This is a genomic window from Actinotalea ferrariae (assembly GCF_019733465.1).
In the GTDB taxonomy this organism is placed as follows: Bacteria; Actinomycetota; Actinomycetes; order Actinomycetales; family Cellulomonadaceae; genus Actinotalea; species Actinotalea ferrariae_A.
The window spans coordinates 1-16,614 of the sequence record NZ_JACVQL010000145.1 but is presented as its reverse complement, the minus strand read 5'-3'; the positions used below and the strand labels follow the sequence as shown (position 1 = coordinate 16,614).

General features: G+C 74.3%; 11 protein-coding genes. 4 read left to right on the top strand and 7 right to left on the bottom strand.

What is annotated here, in order from left to right; translation table 11 throughout:
* The 4 genes from alaS to rpsD form a co-directional block, all read right to left on the bottom strand.
* Nucleotides 1-2,621 (bottom strand): alanine--tRNA ligase (gene alaS, locus ICW40_RS11835; protein WP_221654202.1); only part of this gene is annotated, 2,621 nt, incomplete at its 3' end.
* Between the two features lie 104 nt (nt 2,622-2,725).
* Entirely contained in the window at nt 2,726-3,127 is a 402-nt protein-coding gene (locus ICW40_RS11830) for a hypothetical protein (RefSeq protein ID WP_221654201.1), read from the bottom strand.
* Nucleotides 3,127-3,486: a DUF948 domain-containing protein gene (locus ICW40_RS11825; protein WP_199424074.1), complete on the bottom strand. Its 360-nt coding sequence runs from the start codon at nt 3,484-3,486 to the stop codon at nt 3,127-3,129. The genes ICW40_RS11830 and ICW40_RS11825 overlap by 1 nt, the downstream gene beginning before the upstream one ends.
* A gap of 134 nt (nt 3,487-3,620) precedes the next feature.
* Complete coding sequence (gene rpsD, locus ICW40_RS11820) at nt 3,621-4,247, bottom strand: 30S ribosomal protein S4 (RefSeq protein ID WP_221654199.1); 627 nt, start codon at nt 4,245-4,247, stop codon at nt 3,621-3,623.
* Between the two features lie 321 nt (nt 4,248-4,568).
* On the opposite strand from rpsD, the gene ICW40_RS11815 reads away from it, so the two are divergent.
* Nucleotides 4,569-5,471 carry a DUF559 domain-containing protein gene (locus tag ICW40_RS11815; RefSeq protein ID WP_221654192.1) on the top strand — a complete coding sequence of 301 codons (903 nt, stop codon included), beginning with the start codon at nt 4,569-4,571 and terminating at the stop codon, nt 5,469-5,471.
* A gap of 73 nt (nt 5,472-5,544) precedes the next feature.
* On the opposite strand, the gene ICW40_RS11810 is transcribed toward ICW40_RS11815, so the two are convergent.
* Entirely contained in the window at nt 5,545-6,942 is a 1,398-nt protein-coding gene (locus ICW40_RS11810) for a replication-associated recombination protein A (RefSeq protein ID WP_221654190.1), read from the bottom strand.
* 136 nt (nt 6,943-7,078) lie between these two features.
* Between ICW40_RS11810 and ICW40_RS11805 the strand changes: the two genes are divergently transcribed.
* Nucleotides 7,079-10,879 carry a glycosyltransferase gene (locus tag ICW40_RS11805; protein ID WP_221654188.1) on the top strand — a complete coding sequence of 1,267 codons (3,801 nt, stop codon included), beginning with the start codon at nt 7,079-7,081 and terminating at the stop codon, nt 10,877-10,879.
* A gap of 81 nt (nt 10,880-10,960) precedes the next feature.
* Entirely contained in the window at nt 10,961-13,195 is a 2,235-nt protein-coding gene (locus ICW40_RS11800) for an MMPL family transporter (protein WP_308121768.1), read from the top strand.
* Between the two features lie 59 nt (nt 13,196-13,254).
* Here the strand turns inward: ICW40_RS11800 and ICW40_RS11795 are convergent, their stop codons facing one another.
* Entirely contained in the window at nt 13,255-13,998 is a 744-nt protein-coding gene (locus ICW40_RS11795) for a GNAT family N-acetyltransferase (RefSeq protein ID WP_221654185.1), read from the bottom strand.
* A gap of 50 nt (nt 13,999-14,048) precedes the next feature.
* Complete coding sequence (gene aspS, locus ICW40_RS11790; RefSeq protein WP_221654183.1) at nt 14,049-15,884, bottom strand: aspartate--tRNA ligase; 1,836 nt, start codon at nt 15,882-15,884, stop codon at nt 14,049-14,051.
* 122 nt (nt 15,885-16,006) lie between these two features.
* Between aspS and ICW40_RS11785 the strand changes: the two genes are divergently transcribed.
* Complete coding sequence (locus ICW40_RS11785; RefSeq protein WP_221654181.1) at nt 16,007-16,468, top strand: PPOX class F420-dependent oxidoreductase; 462 nt, start codon at nt 16,007-16,009, stop codon at nt 16,466-16,468.
* Nucleotides 16,469-16,614: the final 146 nt, after the last annotated feature.

Genomic DNA, 16,614 nt, shown 5'->3' with positions numbered 1-16,614 from the left:
TCGCTCAGCCGTGCGGCGTCGTTCCCGCCGCCCTGCGCGACGTCGTCCTTGCCGCCCCCGCCACCGCCGAGCACGCCGGCCGCGATCTTCGCGAGCACGCCCGCGCGCAGGCCGGCCTCGCGCGCGGCGGCGTTCGTCGCGACGAGCACGACGGGGCGCTCCTTGGCCACGCCGCCGACGGCGACCAGAGCCGCCTCCTCGCCCAGCCGGCCGCGCACGTCGAGCGCGAGCGTGCGCAGGTCGTCGGCCGAGGAGACCTCGCCCGCCTCGTGCGTCACGACGCGCACGCCGCCGACGACCGTGGCCCCCTCGGCCAGGCCGCCCGCCGCGGCGAGCAGGCGCGCCTGACGCAGGCTCGCGAGCTCCTTCTCGGCCTCGCGGAGACGCGCGACCACGCCTGCCACCCGCTCCGGCAGGTCCTCGGGGCGCACCTTGAGCGTGTCGGTCAGGGTCGAGACGAGAGCGCGCTCGCGGGCGAGGGCGTGGAACGCCTCGATGCCGACGAGCGCCTCGACGCGTCGCGAGCCGGAGCCGACGGACGACTCCCCCGTGAGCGCGATGAGCCCGATCTGGCTCGAGTGGTCGACGTGCGTGCCGCCGCAGAGCTCACGCGACCACGGGCCGCCGATCTCCACGACGCGCACCTGCTCGTCGTACGTCTCGCCGAACAGCGCGATCGCACCCCACGCCTTGGCCTCGGGCAGGGTCATGTACTGCCACGACACCCCGAGGTCCCTGCGGATCGCGCGGTTGGCGACCTCCTCGACCTCGCTGCGCGCCATGGCGGAGAGCGCCTGGTTCCAGGAGAAGTCGAGCCGCAGGTAGCCCGGCTTGTTGTACGAGCCGGACTGGAGCGCGTCAGGCCCGAGCACCTCGCGCAGCGCGGCGTGCACCACGTGCGTGCCCGAGTGCGCCTGGCGCGCGCCGAGCCGCCACTCGGGGTCGACCTGGGCGAGCACCTCGGTGCCCGGACCGACCTCGCCCTCGGCGACGCGCACGGTGTGCACCACGAGACCCTTGATGGGCCGCTGGACGTCGAGCACCTCGAGGCGCGCACCGTCGGCGGTGATGACGCCCGCGTCGGACTCCTGACCGCCGGACTCGGCGTAGAACGGGGTGCGCTCGAGGACGACCTCGACCGTCTCGCCCTCCTCGGCGCGCGGCACGACGGCACCGTCGCGCAGCAGGCCGCGCACCGTCGACGGCGTCGTGAGCTCGGTGTAGCCCGTGAACTCGGTCGCACCCGCCTCGCGCAGCTCGCGGTAGGCGGTCGACGTCGTCGCCCCGCCCTTCTTGGACTTCGCGTCGGCGCGCGCGCGGTCGCGCTGCGCCTTCATGAGGTCGCGGAAGCCCTGCTCGTCGACCGTGAGCCCCTGCTCCTGCGCCATCTCGAGCGTGAGGTCGATCGGGAAGCCGTAGGTGTCGTGCAGCGCGAACGCCTGCTCCCCGCCGAGACGCGTGCCGCCCGCGGACTTCACCTGCGACACCGCGGTGTCGAGGATCGTCGTGCCCGCCACGAGCGTGCGGCGGAAGGCCTCCTCCTCCGCGTACGCGATGCGCGAGATGCGCGCGAAGTCCGTCTCGAGCTCGGGGTACGACAGGCTCATCGCCTTCATCGACGTCGGCAGCAGCGCGGGCATCGACGGCTCGTCGACGCCCAGCAGGCGCATCGCGCGGACCGAGCGGCGCAGCAGGCGGCGCAGCACGTAGCCGCGGCCCTCGTTGGACGGCGTGATGCCGTCGCCGATGAGCATGAGCGCCGAGCGCACGTGGTCGGCGACGACGCGCATCCGGACGTCGTCGTCCCGGTCCTTGCCGTAGCTCCGGCCCGAGATCTCGGACGCGACGTCGATGACCGGACGCACCTCGTCGATCTCGTACAGGTTGTCGACCCCCTGGAGGAGGTACGCGACGCGCTCGAGGCCCATGCCGGTGTCGATGTTGCGCTGGGCGAGGTCGCCGACGATGTCGAAGTCGTCCTTGGCGCGCACGTTCTCGAGCGCGTACTGCATGAACACGAGGTTCCAGATCTCGAGGAACCGGTCCTCGTCCACGACCGGACCGCCGTCGGGGCCGTACTGCGGGCCGCGGTCGACGTAGATCTCCGAGCAGGGACCGCCCGGGCCCGGCTGGCCCGTGTGCCAGTAGTTGTCCTTCTTGCCCCGGCGCTGGATGCGCTCGTCCGGGAGGCCCGCGACCTTGCGCCAGAGCGCGGCCGCCTCGTCGTCGTCGTGGTAGACGGTGACCCAGATCTTGTCCGGGTCGAACCCGAGGAAGCCGTCCGCCTGCGACCCGGTGACGAGCTCCCACGCGTAGGAGATCGCCCCCTCCTTGAAGTAGTCGCCGAAGGAGAAGTTGCCGTTCATCTGGAAGAACGTGCCGTGCCGCGTGGTCTTGCCGACCTCCTCGATGTCGAGGGTGCGCACGCACTTCTGGACGCTCGTCGCGCGCTGCCACGGCGGCGTCTGCTGGCCGAGCATGTACGGGATGAACGGGACCATGCCGGCGATGACGAAGAGCGTCGACGGGTCGGGCGAGATGAGCGACGAGCTCGGCACGACGGCGTGGTCGCGCTGCTCGAAGTAGTCGAGCCAACGGCGTCGGATCTCGGCGGTCCGCATGGTGTCCTCACGTCTGCGGCCGGGCCTGCGCCCGGCCGGGTGGTACGGCCGACGACGTCGGCGCTCCGGCAGGTGGTGGGCGGCGCAGGTCACGCCGCGGTGGGTCAGAAGTCGGCCAGGCCGTCCTCGTCGTCGACGCGCCCGGGCGGGCGAGCGCTGCCGGCGGCCGCGCGGGCGCTCGCCCCGCGGTCGGACGGCACGTCGCGCGGGCCGGCAAGGTAGCCGTCGTCGTCGTGGTCCTCGTCGTGCCGACGACGCAGCGCGGCGCGGGCGTCACCGCCCTCGGGCTGGACGAGCAGGGTCGAGACGAGGTCCTTCTCGCGCGTCTCGAAGGCGGTTCGGAACGTCGTCAGCGCGCCCTGGACGGCGCTCCCCGCGCGCTGGCCCGCTGCCTCGACCTGCTCGGTCACGCCAGCGGGCGTGTACCGGTGGGCGACGCGCCGGGCGCGCTCGGCGAGCAGCACGGCGCCCGCGGCGCCGAGGCCCATCCAGACGAGGCGACGCATCACTTGAACCGGGCGGTCAGGTCGGACAGCGCCTGGCGCACGCCGTAGGAGAACGCGGCGACCTTGATGAGCGGGCCGCCCACCGTCGCGGCGACGAGCGCCGTGAGCGCGGAGACGTTCTGGCTGATCTCGGCGGCCGACGTCGTCATGGTGTCGACCTTGACGAGCTGCGCGTTGGCCGAGGCGACGGTCGTGGCCGTCTCGTCGAGGACGGGGACCGTGTGGTCCGTGAGGTCCTTGACCGACTGCGTGGCCGCGTCGAACGTGCGCCCGAGCTTCCACAGCGGCACGGCGAGGAACCCCACGAGCAGCACGAAGGCGATCGCGGCGATGAGCCCTGCGACGTCACCGAGGGACATGCGGAGTCCTTCCTTGCCAGGCCCCGCGCGGGGGCCGCCGGGGTCGGGACGACACTACCGGCCGTCCGCTGCACCGACGACGACGCCCCGCACCCGGCGGGTGCCGGGGTACGGGGCGTCGTGTGCGGCTGGGATCAGCGCGAGTAGTACTCGACGACCAGCTGGACCTCGCACGTCACGGGGACCTCGGCGCGCTTCGGGCGGCGCGTCAGCTGCGAGGACAGCTTCTCGAGCTGCACGTCGAGGTAGCCCGGGACGGCCGGCAGGACGTCGCGGTGCGCACCGGCGGCGGCGACGCGGAACTGGTCGCTCGTCTGGCTGCGGGGCTTGATCTGGAGCGTCTGACCCGGCTTCACCTGGAAGGAGGGGCGGTCGACGATCTTGCCGTCGACGAGCACGTGGCGGTGCACGACGACCTGGCGGGCCTGGAGGATCGTCCGGGCGAAGCCCGAGCGGAGCACCAGGGCGTCGAGGCGCTGCTCGAGGTTCTCGACCATGGCCTCACCGGTCAGGCCGGGGGTCTTCTTGGCGTCCTCGAACGCGCGGGCCATCTGCTTCTCGCGCAGGCCGTACTGCGCACGCAGACGCTGCTTCTCACGGAGACGGACGGCGTAGTCCGACTCGGTGCGGCGGCGGGCGCGGCCGTGCTCGCCGGGCGGGTAGGGACGCTTCTCGAAGTGCTTGACTGCCTTCGGCGTGAGGGCCAGGCCGAGGGCCCGGGAGAGGCGCACCTGGCGGCGCGCGCGGGTCACAGAGGACACGTGGAACTTCCTGTCGTTGTCGTGGCACATCCCGCAGCGGAGGGTCTCCGGCGGGTGTGGGACCAACCTTCGTGATGCGGCTGAGGTCCCCAGGGTGGCTGCCCGCGACGGGCAACCGGACAAGCCTACCGCACCCTGCCCGCCCTCACTCTCGCCCTCCCCCGACCCTCCGCTCGCCCGACGAGTTCTGGAACGTAGGCGACGCCCCTGCGTCGCCTACGTTCCGAAAGCGGCCGGACGCGACGATTCACAGGGCGCGACCGTCCACAGGTGCGGCGGTCCGATCGACCAGGGGCCCGACCGAGCGACGAGCCTCGAGAGGTGACTCGACTACCGCGCGGCTGGGTGCCGGCCGTCGCCGTGCACCAGCAGGGCCTGTTCACACCAGCACAGGCGTGGGCCGCCGGTGCCACGCGCCGGCAGGTCCAGCTGCGCACCAGCTCGGGCGAGTGGTCGGCCTACCTCGGGAAGGCCCTCGCTCTACCCGGGCTGCCGCAGACGCCGGCGCGTCACGTCACCGCGATCGGCCTCACGTGGTCCGGAGCGGTGGCGTGCCTGACGACGGCGGCCGCACTCCACGGGTTGCCCGTACCGTCCGACCCCGAGGCCCACGCCATCGTGGACCGCCGGACCCGCAGCCGTGCCGGGGTGCGCCTGCACGTCCGTCCGCTGCTGCCGGGCGACGCCGTCGCCGTCGGCCGCGGTCTCGTGACGAGCCGGCGGCGCACCATCCTCGACTGCGTCGGGTTCCTCCCTGACGCCGCATCGGAGTCGCTCGTCGCATGGTGCGTCACGCGTGCTCTGATCGACGCTGCGGACATCGACCGGGCACTCGCCGACGCGCCGGGCCGCTGGGGCAATCGACGCCTGCGACAGGCGTCGGAGGACGCGCGCGCCGGCACGCTGAGCGCTGCCGAGCGCCGCCTCCGATCGATCCTGCGCCGCTCCGGGCTGTCGGGGTACGCGTTCGACCAACGCATCAGCGACGGCGCCGGGATCATCGGCCGGGCCGACGCGCTGTTCGCCGCCGAGCGGCTCGTGATCGAGATCGACGGCTACGCCTACCACTCGGTGGGTCATTTCCAGGCGGACCGCGACAAGCAGAACCGTCTGATGCTCGCGGGGTACACGGTGCTCCGCTTCACGTGGGCGGACCTGACGCGACGCCCACACCACGTCATCGACCAGATCTCCCGCACCCTCGCCGCCCTTCGTGCCCGCTGAGCCGCGCTTTCGGAACGCAGGCGACGCCCACGCGTCGTTCTCGTTCCAAAAGTCGGGGCCGGTGAGGGGCCGGTCAGCGGTCGTGGAGGATCTGGCGGACCCGGGCGAGGCGGGTCGCGACGTCGCGCTCGTAGCCGCGGTCGCTGGGCTCGTAGTAGCGGGCGTCGTCGAGCTCGTCGGGCGCGTACTGCTGGCTCGCGACGGCGTGCGGCTCGTCGTGCGCGTACCGGTAGCCCTGGCCGTGGCCGATCTTCTGCGCGCCGGCGTAGTGCGCGTCGCGCAGGTGGGGCGGCACCGTGCCCACCTTGCCCGCGCGCACGTCGGCGATCGCGGCGTCGATCGCCTTGTACGAGGCGTTCGACTTCGGCGCGGTCGCGACGTGCACCACCGCCTCCGCGAGGATGATCCGCGCCTCGGGCATCCCGATGAGCGCGACCGCCTGCGCCGCGGCGACGGCCGTCTGGAGGGCCGACGGGTCCGCCATGCCGACCTCCTCGGCCGCGGCGATGACGATGCGGCGTGCGATGAACCGCGGGTCCTCCCCCGCGACGACCATCCGTGCGAGGTAGTGCAGCGCGGCGTCGACGTCGGACCCGCGCATGGACTTGATGAACGCGCTGATGACGTCGTAGTGCTGGTCCCCCGCCCGGTCGTAGCGGACGGCGGCGACGTCGATCGCGCGCTCGACCGTGGGCAGGTCCACGACGGGCACCGTCCCGTCTGCCGTCGCCCCGTCACCGCCCGCTCCCGCAGCACCCGCGTCCAGCGCCGCCCCGGCCGCGGCCTCGAGGATGGTCAGGGCCTTGCGAGCGTCGCCGCCGGCGAGCCGCAGCAGGTGCTCCTCGGCGTCCTCGGCGAGCGTCACGCTGCCGCCCAGCCCGCGCTCGTCCTCCACCGCGCGTCGCACTAGGTCCCGCACGTCGGACGTGTCGAGCGGGCGCAGCGTGAGCAGCAGCGAGCGGGACAGCAGCGGCGAGTTCACCGAGAAGCTCGGGTTCTCCGTGGTCGCGGCGACGAGCGTGACCCAGCGGTTCTCGACGCTCGGGAGCAGCGCGTCCTGCTGCGTGGTCGAGAACCGGTGCACCTCGTCGATGAAGAGGACGGTCTCGGCCCCGCCGGTCGCGAGCCGGCGCCGGGCCTCGTCGACGACGGCCCGGACGTCCTTGACGCCCGACGTCACGCCGGACAGCTCGACGAACCGCCGGCCGGAGGTCGCCGCGATGAGGTAGGCGAGGGTCGTCTTGCCCGTGCCCGGCGGCCCCCAGAGCACCACGGAGGACGGCGCCGCCCGGCGCGAGGCGTCGTCGGCCGGCTCGACGAGACGGCGCAACGGCGAGCCGGGCGCCAGCAGGTGCTGCTGCCCCGCGACCTCGGCGAGGGTGCGCGGACGCATGCGCACGGCCAGCGGCGTGCTGCTGCCAACGCCGGGCAGCCCCTGGCCCGTGCTGGTCACGGCGTCGAACAGGTCCATGGCGGGAGCCTACGCACGTGCGCCGACGGCACCCGACGGCGACCCGACGGCCCGCGCGTGCGGTGCCGAGCGGCCACGCTGGCGCGGCAGGGCCGCGCGGTAGCCTGCGGGCCACCACGCGCGAGGGGGACGTCCCGTGATCGAGCTCGACTGGCGGCGCGACGCCGCGACCCTCGACTGCCTCGTCTGCCGGTTCACCGGCGAGGCGGTCCAGGTGGCCGAGGTCAACGCGCTCGGACGGGTCGGCATCGAGGTCGTGCGCTGCCCGGACTGCGGCTCGGTGCGCATGAGCGGTGAGGTCGGCGACGTCACGCCCGACGACGCCTCGGTGGACGCGTACGTCGAGGCCGGTGCGGGGATCGACGCCATCGCCTCGGGCCTCGACGTCCCGGACCCGCGCGCGGTGCGCCGGATGCTCGACGTCGGCTGCAACTACGGCTTCGGCATGGACGTGGGGCGCTTCCTGCATGGCTGGGAGGTCGTCGGCGCCGAGCCCTCGCTCGCCGGCCGGCGGGGCGCCGCGGAGCTCGGGCTGGACATCCGCGACGGCTACGTCACCTCCTCGACGACGTTCGAGGCGCCGTTCGACCTCGTCCTCGCCTCCGAGGTGGTCGAGCACGTGCCCGACCCGCTCGAGTTCCTGCGCGTGCTCGCGCGACAGCTCACGCCGCAGGGCGTGCTTGTGCTCACCACGCCTGCGGCCGAGGCGGTGTCGCCCGACGCTCCCTCGGAGCACGTCCTCATCGCCCTGTCCCCCGGCTTCCACTCCTTCCTCGCGAGCTCCGCCGGGCTCGATGCGATGCTGCGCGAGGTCGGATTCCGGTCGGTGAGCGTGCGGCGCGACGGCGGCACGCTGCGCGCCCGCGCGAGCCTCGACCCCGACGTGACGCTCGAGCGCGCCTCGGGGGCACCGCTCGACCGCGTCGCCCTCGAGCGCTACTACGACGAGCGCGCACGTGGCGCCGCGACCGGCAGCGCCCTCGCGAACGGCATGGCGACGCGGCACCTGCGCTCCGCCGTGAACCGGGGCGACTGGGCGGTCGCCCGCAGCAGCGCCCCCCGCGCCGTCGCCGCCCTGCGCGAGCGCCACGGCTTCGACCTCGACGAGCCGTCCGGCGTCCTCGCCGCCCTCCGGGACGGCGCCACGCCGGCGTGGAACCTCACGGGCCTCGCGTACGCCCTCGGGATGCTCAAGCTCCTCGCGGAGGACCGGCCCGACCGGGCCGCCGACCTCATGGACGTGGCGCTCACCTCGATCGACGCCTGGCGCGCCCACGCCGGGCTGCTCGACGGCGACTCGGCGGACCTGCGGACCCACGCGGCGCGGCACCGCGCACTCGCCGCGGTGCGTGCACGGCCCGACGACGTCGCGGCGGCGCTCGGGGCGGCTGCCGCCTACCTCGACGCCCCCGCCCGCGACCGGTTGGTGCTGGACCTCTTCGTCGACCTCGTCTCCCGCGGTCGGCACGGACCTGCGGGCACGCTGTCCGCCGACGCCGCGACGCTCGCACGGGCAGCCGTCGGCTCGGTCGACGCCGGCGTGCGTCGTGCCGGGCTCGACGCCCTCTACTGCCTCGCGACGCACCGTGCCGCGAGCGGCGACCTGGACGGCTCGCAGGAGTGGACCCGCGAGGCCCGCGCCGCGCTCGCGGCGGAGCCCGAGCCGGTCCCCGTCCTCGAGGCCGGCCTCGCCGCGCACGAGGCCACGCTCGTGGCGCTGCGCGCGGCGCCCGCGCACCCCGGGACCCCTGCGCTGCCCGGGACCTCCATGCACCCCAGGGCCGCCGTGCGCCCGGCGCACGCCGTCGACGTCTACTGGGTCGACGCGGCGGGCACCTACGTGAGCGGCTGGGCGCACCACGGGGACGAGCCCGTGGTGACGATCGCGCTGCAGCGCCGGGAGGTCTCCGTGTCCCAGGCGCCGACGCTGCGGCCGGACCTCGTGGCGTTCTGGCCCGAGGTGCCGCAGGTTGCGGAGGCCGGGTTCGCGCTCTACCTGCCCGGGCCGCCGGACGGCCCCGTCGACCTCGTGCTCACCACCGCGACGGGGTCCCTGCGTACCCGGCTCGACCTCCCGCGCCACCCGCTGCCGCCGCCCGTGCTCGACGCGTCGGGCGCGGGCCAGGACGCGTTCACGAACAGGTTCCGCGACCTCGTCACGAGCGCCCCGCCCGGTCCGGTGCTGGCGATCGGGCTGCGCGGCGAGGACCTCGTGCAGCGCGATGCGCTGCAGGCGGTGCTCGGCGACCGGGAGCTCGTCGTCGTCGACATCCATCCCGGTGCGGGGGTCGACGTCGTGGCGGACGCGCACGACCTCGAGGCGAGCCTGGACCGGCAGTTCGCGATGGTGTACTCCGCGATGCTGCTCGAGCACGTCGTCGCCCCGTGGATGCTCGCGGGCCAGGTCAACCGGGTGCTGCTCCCGGGCGGCCTCAGCGCCCACGTCGCCCCCACGGCGTGGCCGGAGCACGCCCAGCCGAACGACTTCTGGCGGTTCACGACCGCGGGCCTCGCCGAGCTCTTCGGTCCGCGGACCGGCTTCGAGGTGCTGGCGACCGGCTCGTACGGCGAGCTGCGCCTGCAGCCGGTCGGCCCGTGGCTCCGCGAGCACCTGACGATGCCGACGCTCGCCACACCCGGCTCGAGCTGGGTCGTGGCCCGCAAGACCCGGCACCTGGCCGACGACGAGGTCCGGTGGCCGTACGACGTCGAGGAGGGCCGGCGCGTCGCCCGGCTCTACCCGGTCGGGGGCCTGGCGCCCACGGGGACCGGCGAGCTGCTCGCGCTGACCTCGACGGACTCCGAGCGCGTCTGCTCCCCGGGTGTCACGTCGGGGACCACCGCGCCCCCCGAGCCCGCGCCCGCGGCCGCCGCCGCGGGCCCGGAGCCCGAGCCGGACGACCGCCTCACGGTGAGCGTCGTGCTGCCCCTCTACGACGGCGAGGCGTACCTCGCGACCGCGCTCCGCTCCCTGACCACGCAGACGCGGCTCCCCGACGAGCTCGTCGTCGTCGACGACGGCTCGACGGACGGCGGGCTGCAGATCGTGCTCGACGCGGACCTCCCCTTCCCGCTGACGGTCGTGCGGCAGGCGAACCAGGGCCAGTCCGCGGCCCGCAATGCCGGGATCCGGGTCGCCCGCGGCGACGCGGTCGCGTTCATCGACCAGGACGACGAGTGGCGGCGCACCCACCTCGCCCAGCTCGTTCCGATCCTCGAGCGCGACCCGGACCTGGGCTGGGTGTACTCCGACTTCGAGGAGCTCGACGGGCTGGGGCGCACGGTCACGCGCTCCTTCATCGAGGAGGCGCGGATCCCGCACCCGAAGACGACGCTCACGGCCTGCCTCTCGGGCGACCTCATGGTGCTGCCCTCGGCGAGCGTCCTGCGCACGGAGGCGGTCCGTGCGGTCGGCGGGTTCGACCCGCGCCTGCGCGGCTACGAGGACGACGACCTCTTCGTGCGCATGTTCGCCGCCGGCTGGGGGCACGAGTACCTGCCGTTGCCCACCATCCGCTACCGCGTGCACGTGGGCGGCTCGAGCTCCGGCATGTCGTTCCTGCGCAGCCGGATGATCTACCTGAGCAAGCTGACGGGTGAGCTCGAGCCCGACCACCGGCGCAACCGTGACTTCGTCCACGACGTGGTGCTGCCCCGGTTCTTCCAGACGACGCTCAACGACTACAGCCAGGCGATCGCGCTGCGCGAGTACCCGGCCGCCATCGAGCTGGCGGCCGCGCTCGGGACGATCACCGACCTCGCGCAGCAGCACGGGTGGCGGCGCCGGCTCGAGCTGTGGTTCCTGCGCCACCCGCGCCGGATGCGGTTCCTGCTCCTGCGCGTCGAGCGCCTGCCGAGCGCGTTGCGTCCGACCCTCAACCGCGACCTGAGGATCCTCAACCGCACCTCGGTGCGGGCGGAGCTCCGCGCGCGCTGACGGCGCCAGCCGCCGTCGGGCGGGTGCACACCACGCGGTCCGTCGTGCGGAGCGCTCCCGGCGCCTGGGATGCTGACCCTCGTGTTCGACTCCCTGGGCCGCACCGTGGCGCGTCACCCCCGCCGCACCATCGTCGTCTGGGCGGTCGTGACGGCGGCCTGCTTCGCGCTCGCCCTGGTCGGCGTCGGCGGCGAGACGCTCTTCGAGCGCCTCTCGACGGGGGCGCCGCAGGTGCCCGGCTCGGAGAGCGCCGAGGCCGACGCGATCCTCGAGGAGCAGAGCACGTCCGGCTCGAGCCTCTCGCTCGCCGTGCAGGGCGTCGACCCGCTCGACCCCGGGCTCGCCGAGCCCCTCGGGGAGGCGCGTGAGCGGCTGACGGGCGTCGACGGCGTCGTCTCGGTGATCGACCCGTACATGCTCCCGGAGGGCCCGCAGAGCCCCGCCGCCGCACCGCTGCTGGCGGCGGACGGCGACGGCTTCCTCGTGGTCGTCGAGCTGGACCCCGAGCTGGGCGAGGCCGCCGAGGAGTCGGCGCTCGAGGAGGTCCAGGCCGAGCTGGAGGTCCTCGCGGCCACGCTCGACGACGTCGCCCCCGGGGCGACGGGTCAGGTCGGTGGCACCTCGCTCATCGTCGAGGCGATCACCGGGCAGGTCGAGCGGGACCTCGCGACGGGCGAGGCCGTGGCCCTGCCCATCGCCCTCGTCGTCATGGTCCTCGTGTTCGGCGGCTTCATGTCCGCCGCGATGCCCATGGCCGGCGCGCTCGCCTCGATCGCCGGCGGCCTGGGTGCGGTGTACCTGCTCTCGCACTGGCTCGACATGGACTCCTCGGTCGTCAACGTGGTCACCCTCCTGGGGCTGGGCCTGTCGATCGACTACGGGCTGCTGATCGTGTCGCGCTTCCGCGAGGAGCTGCACGCCGCTCCCCCGCCCGACGGCACCACGGGCGGCCGACGTCGTCGCGGCGACCCGGGCGTCGAGCGCGCGCTGCGCCGGACGATGCAGACGGCCGGCCGCACGGTCGCGTTCTCGGCCCTCACGGTCGCCATCGCCATCCTCGGCCTCGTCGTCTTCGAGCCCGCGATCCTCCGGGCCTTCGGGTCCGCGGGCGTCGCCGTCATCCTCGTCGCGGTGGCCACGGCGCTCAGCCTGGTCCCCGCGCTGCTCGCGCTCGCGGGGCGCCGCCTCGCCCGCCCCGGCCTGATCAGCCGCGTCCCGGGCCTGCGCGCGGTCCTCGCGCGCACGGGCGACGTCGTCTCCGAGGAGGGCGTGTTCTCGCGGCTCGCGGCCCGCGTGCAGCGTCGCCCGTGGTGGGTCCTCGCGGGCAGCCTCGTGGTGCTCGGGTTCCTCGCGGCCCCCGCGGCCCACATGGAGCTGCGGAACTCGACCGTCGAGCTGCTGCCGCGCGGGTCGGACCAGCGCGACTACGTCGAGACGATCGCCGACCAGTACCCCGCCTCGGCCGCACCGGCCGTGCGGGTGGTCGCCGAGGGCTCGCTCGAGGAGGTCGCCGCCTGGGCCGAGGAGCTCGCCGACCTGCCCGACGTCGAGTCGGTCGACCCGCCGGCACCGGTCGGCCCGTACGTCGTCGTCGGCGTGCGGCCCGACACGGACGACGCGGGCGGGCCGGTCGCTCGGGCCGTGGTGCACGACGCGCGCGCGCTCGACGCGCCGTTCCCCGTGTGGGTGACCGGGCCGGCCGCCAACCAGATCGACTTCACCCAGGCGCTCGTGGACCGCGCACCGTGGGCGGCGGGCATCGTCGTGCTCGCCACGTTCGTCCTGCTGTTCCTCATGACGGGCTCGGTCGTCATCCCGATCAAGGCGCTCCTCACGAACGCCCTCTCGCTCGGCGCCGCGCTGGGCGTCCTGGTGTGGGTGTTCCAGGACGGCAACCTCGCGGACCTGCTGCAGTTCACGCCGACCGGCGGGATCGAGACCTACGTCGTCGCCCTCATCATCGCGTTCGGCTTCGGGCTCGCGATGGACTACGAGGTGTTCCTGCTCTCGCGGATCAAGGAGCTGTGGGACGCCGGCCACACGAACGACGACGCCGTGCGGCTCGGGCTGCAGCGGTCGGGCCGCATCATCACGTCGGCCGCACTCATCATCATCGTGGTCTTCGCGGGCTTCGTGGTCGGCAAGCTGCTCGTCATCAAGGAGGTCGGGTTCTCGCTCGCGGTCGCCGTGCTCATCGACGCGACGCTCGTCCGGATGCTGCTGGTCCCGGCGACGATGACGCTGCTCGGCCGGTACAACTGGTGGGCACCCGCGCCGATGCGCCGGCTGCAGAAGCGGTTCGACCTCGGCCACTGACGCCCCCAGGGGGCCGTGCCGGGCCGTGCCGGGCCGCGCCCTCTCGGGAGGCGCTCGCCTCAGGTGGGCGGGCGGCGCGCGCCGGGCGGGCCGTAGGACGCGAACTCGCCCTCGGTGACGTAGCCGAGGCGCTCGTAGATGCGCCGGGCACGGTCGTTGTCGGCGTACATGCCCAGCGAGACCCACGCCGCACCCGCGCGCAGCCCCGCGCGGGTCGCCGCCGCCGTCAGCGCCTTGCCGAGGCCGCGGCCGCGCGCCTCCGGGCGGACACCGAGGCCGTGCAGGTGCCACGACCACGCGTCGTCGCCCGGACCGCCACGCAGGGACACGCCGGCGACGCCGAGCAGGCGGTCGCCGTCGCGCACGCCGAACCACGCGGCCTGGTCGGAGGCGGTCGGGTCGGCGGTGGTCCCCGGGTTCGCCTCGGCGAGGCACGCGCGGACCTCCACGGACTCGGCGACCGGGTCGATGCGCACGACCTCGTCCTCCGCGCGGACGTCGGGCGGCTCGACGTCCGTGGCCATCCAGTCCCAGCTCGAGTAGCGCGCGAGCCCGAGCGTCCCGAGGAGCGCGTCGTCGACCGCGGCGCCACGCGGGACGCTCATCCATCCGACGGCCGTCGGGCGACCCTCGGCACGGAGGCGCGCGACCCGCTCCTCGACGAGCGCGACCGCGGCGGACGCGTCCCCGCGGGCGAGCAGCGTGGTGCGCTGCTCGCGCAGCACCGCGACGAGGACGGCGACGTCACCGGGCGACGTCGCCACCTCGACGCGCTGCCAGCGCACGCGGTCGCCCAGCAGCATCCGGTCGGTCCGCCAGGCCCCGAACACCTCGGGCCGGACGGCGGTGGAGGTCAGGCGTCCTCCGGCGACGCGGCCGGTCCGCCACCGGCCGGCGACGGACGGCCGCCGACGGGCGCGTTCTGCGCCGCCTTGCCCTCGGGCCGGGCATCGACGCCGGCCTCCTTGCGCTGCTCGGCCGTGATCGGCGCCGGGGCGCCCGTCAGCGGGTCGTAGCCGCCACCGGACTTGGGGAACGCGATGACGTCGCGGATCGACTCCGAGCCGGTGAGCAGCGTGAGGATGCGGTCCCAGCCGAACGCGATGCCGCCGTGCGGCGGCGCGCCGAAGGCGAAGGCGTCGAGCAGGAAGCCGAACTTCTCCTGCGCCTCCTCCTCGCCGATGCCCATGACCTCGAACACGCGCTGCTGCACGTCGCGGCGGTGGATACGGATGGAGCCGCCGCCGATCTCGTTGCCGTTGCAGACGATGTCGTAGGCGTAGGCGAGCGCCTCGCCCGGGTCCTCCTCGAACCGGTCGATCCACTCGGGCGTGGGCGACGTGAACGCGTGGTGCACCGCGGTCCACGAACCCCCGCCGACGGCGACGTCGTCGTCCTCGCCCGTGGGCTTGAACAGGGGCGCGTCGACCACCCAGACGAAGGACCACTGCGACTCGTCGACGAGGCCGACGCGCCGGCCGATCTCGAGGCGCGCGGCGCCGAGCAGCGCACGCGCCTCCGAGACCTTGCCCGCGGCGAAGAAGACGCAGTCGCCCGGTGCGGCGCCGACGGCCTCGACCAGGCCGGCCCGCTCGGCGTCGGACAGGTTCTTGGCGACGGGGCCGCCGAGCTCGCCGTCCTCACCGACCGTGACGTACGCGAGGCCCTTGGCGCCGCGCTGCTTGGCCCACTCCTGCCACGCGTCGAACGTGCGCCGCGGCTGCGAGCCGCCGCCCGGCATGACGACGGCGCCGACGTAGGGCGCCTGGAAGACGCGGAACGGCGTCTCGCGGAAGTAGTCGGTGAGCTCGACGAGCTCGAGCCCGAAGCGCAGGTCCGGCTTGTCGCTCCCGTAGCGGGCCATCGCGTCGGCGAACGTCATGCGCGGGATCGGCGTCGGGATCGTGTAGCCGATGAGCTCCCAGAGCGCGACGAGGACCTCCTCACCCAGGGCGATGACGTCGTCCTGCTCGACGAAGCTCATCTCGACGTCGAGCTGCGTGAACTCGGGCTGCCGGTCGGCGCGGAAGTCCTCGTCCCGGTAGCAGCGGGCGATCTGGTAGTAGCGCTCCATGCCGGCGACCATGAGCAGCTGCTTGAAGAGCTGCGGCGACTGCGGCAGCGCGTACCAGGAGCCGGGCGAGAGCCGCGCGGGCACGACGAAGTCGCGCGCGCCCTCGGGCGTCGAGCGGGTGAGCGTGGGCGTCTCGACCTCGACGAAGTCCTGGGCGTCGAGGACGCGGCGCGCGGCGGCGTTGGCCTTCGCCCGCAGGCGCAGCGCCCGTGCCGGGGCGGGCCGGCGCAGGTCGAGGTAGCGGTGCTTGAGGCGTGCCTCCTCACCGACCGTCTCGTCGAGGGCCGAGGACACCTGGAACGGCAGCGGCGCGGACTCGTTGAGGACGACGACGTCCTGGGCCGTGACCTCGACCTCACCGGTCGCGAGGTTGGTGTTCTCGTTGCCCTCCGGACGGCGCCCGACCTCGCCCGTCACCTGCAGGACGTACTCGTTGCGCAGGCCGTGCGCCACGGCCTCGTCCCGGATGACGACCTGGGCGATGCCGGACGCGTCCCGCAGGTCGATGAACGCCACCCCACCGTGATCGCGCCGCCGGTCGACCCATCCCGTGAGGGTGACGGACTGACCGATGTGCTCGGCTCGCAGGGAGCCGGCGGTGTGGGTGCGGAGCACGAGCGTCCTTCCAGACGGGTGGGTTCTTGCCGGTGTGCCCGGTGTCGCACCGGGCCCGGTCGAGTCTAGTGGCGGGCCGCACGGCAGACTGGGGCTTTCCCGTCGCCCGCCAGGAGGACCCGATGGCCCGCCGCATCGCCACCGCCGACCGCGTCGACCGCGAGGGGCTGCTCGAGTTCCTCCGGACGCGGCACAAGGCCGTGCTCCTCACGCGCCGCCGGGACGGGAGCCCGCAGATGTCACCGGTGACGTGCGGCCTGGACGACGCCGGCCGCGTCGTCGTCTCCACCTACCCCGAGCGGGCCAAGACCGTGAACGTCCGGCGGGACCCGGCCGTGAGCCTGTGCGTCGTCTCGGACGACTGGGACCCGTGGGTCCAGGTCGACGGCACGGCCGAGGTGCTCGACCTCCCGGACTCGGTCGAGCCGCTCGTCGAGTACTACCGGAACATCGCGGGCGAGCACCCCGACTGGGACGAGTACCGCTCCGCCATGGTGGCGCAGGGCAAGTCGATCATCCGCGTCACGATCGACCGCTGGGGCCCGGTGGCCACCGGCGGGTTCCCGGCCCGGCTCGCCGACTGAGGTGGTCGCTGCGCGGTGCCGAGCCCCGTTGGCCTGACGCCGGCGCTGGTGCAGGACGCCACTCAGCGCCCGACGGCGGCACGCAGGGCCGCGGGGGCACCCGCCGGGACCGCGGGCGCCCGCGGCGGGACGGGCGGCAGCCGGAC

Coding starts and splice junctions, on each gene's coding strand:
- ICW40_RS11825 (WP_199424074.1), bottom strand. CDS start 3,486: ATGTCCCTCGGTGACGTCGCAGGGCTCATCGCCGCGATCGCCTTCGTG.
- ICW40_RS11810 (WP_221654190.1), bottom strand. CDS start 6,942: ATGGACCTGTTCGACGCCGTGACCAGCACGGGCCAGGGGCTGCCCGGC.
- ICW40_RS11830 (WP_221654201.1), bottom strand. CDS start 3,127: ATGCGTCGCCTCGTCTGGATGGGCCTCGGCGCCGCGGGCGCCGTGCTG.
- ICW40_RS11785 (WP_221654181.1), top strand. CDS start 16,007: ATGGCCCGCCGCATCGCCACCGCCGACCGCGTCGACCGCGAGGGGCTG.
- ICW40_RS11795 (WP_221654185.1), bottom strand. CDS start 13,998: ATGCTGCTGGGCGACCGCGTGCGCTGGCAGCGCGTCGAGGTGGCGACG.